Origin of the sequence: Comamonas aquatilis (genome assembly GCF_965139575.1) — a bacterium.
GTDB classification, from domain to species: domain Bacteria; phylum Pseudomonadota; class Gammaproteobacteria; order Burkholderiales; family Burkholderiaceae_C; genus Comamonas; species Comamonas aquatilis.
In genome coordinates this window covers 1-1,058 of the sequence record NZ_CBCSIW010000049.1, presented here as the reverse complement: position 1 = coordinate 1,058, position 1,058 = coordinate 1, and the positions used below count along the sequence as shown (strand labels likewise).

Annotated in this window: 1 protein-coding gene and 1 pseudogene; both read right to left on the bottom strand. The window is 53.1% G+C overall.

Translation table 11 applies throughout. The features are described from left to right. Positions 1 to 129 precede the first annotated feature (129 nt). A pseudogene (locus tag ACNAZA_RS22410) lies at positions 130 to 537 on the bottom strand (helix-turn-helix domain-containing protein); the annotation flags it as partial. A 429-nt stretch (positions 538 to 966) separates the two neighbouring features. After that, the coding region (locus ACNAZA_RS22340; RefSeq protein ID WP_415797097.1) for an IS3 family transposase at positions 967 to 1,058 on the bottom strand (92 nt) is incomplete at its 5' end.

Sequence of the window (1,058 nt, the reverse complement as noted above, 5' to 3'; positions counted from 1 at the left end):
CCAGGATTTGCTTGGCCGCTTCAATCCTGAATTCTTCAGGGTAACGTTGACTGCTCATAAGGACTCCTATTGGAACGGAAATAGGAGGCTTTGGACTATCTACAAAACACTGGTCGATTCAAGCATTTACAACTTGTTAGCCATGATTCGGGCCAATACACGGTTCTCAGCCAGCTTGCAAACCTTGGACCGACACCCTCGCTGCTAGGCCGCGCTGTCGGCCTGAGCCGCTTTGCATCCTTCTTGATCGCCGCTGGGTTTAATCTATCGACTGACCGTGGACGGCGCTCGTCCGAGCTTGCCTGCAATCGAACGGATTGATAGCCCTTTCGCGACAGAAATCGAAATCTCTTCTCGTTCGGTCAGCGTCAGCGCCAATCTGGAGCGATATCGCTGGGGCGGACGGATACCGCCTGTTCGAGCCAGGATGCCTCCTACCGAACCACACCCTCGATCAAACAGCTTAGCGATCTGATGGTGAGTCCAGCCCGCTTTCCAGCGCTCCTTCGACCTGAGCCGGGTCATAGTGTGTTGCATCGACCAGTTGAATCCACATCCACAAGCGGTTGCTGCCGCTCATAGCCGCAGGGCGAACTACCGGTCGCCGCCTCATAGCGATCATTCAGAACGCCAAGACAATCGCTTCTCGAATGACTGTTTCCAGGTCAGCAGCAGCCCATCGATAACAGGCTGTCCTCGGGGATGCTGGAAGTCCGAAATCTTGGCTCACGAATAGGTACTATCGACCCTAAGCAGCCCTTGATTAGTGCCAATTCCCCTTGCGGCCTATCGAAAATATAAAGGTGAGTCGCTGGCCCACCGTGGCAGTTCCCGGGAGAAACCACAGCAATAGGGTAAAGGTGATGGAGCCAGGCAACAGGAACAGAAAGGCATACCAAATCTGCAAGGCCCAATAGTTATCAACTGGGTGCCAGTGGGAGGTGCGGATAAAAACTTGGACTGGTTTTATGCGGCTAGGCCAAGCTTGTGCCGGTATTCCACAGGACTTAAACGTCCCAGAGATACTTTGATACGTTTTTCGTTGTACCAACGAATAT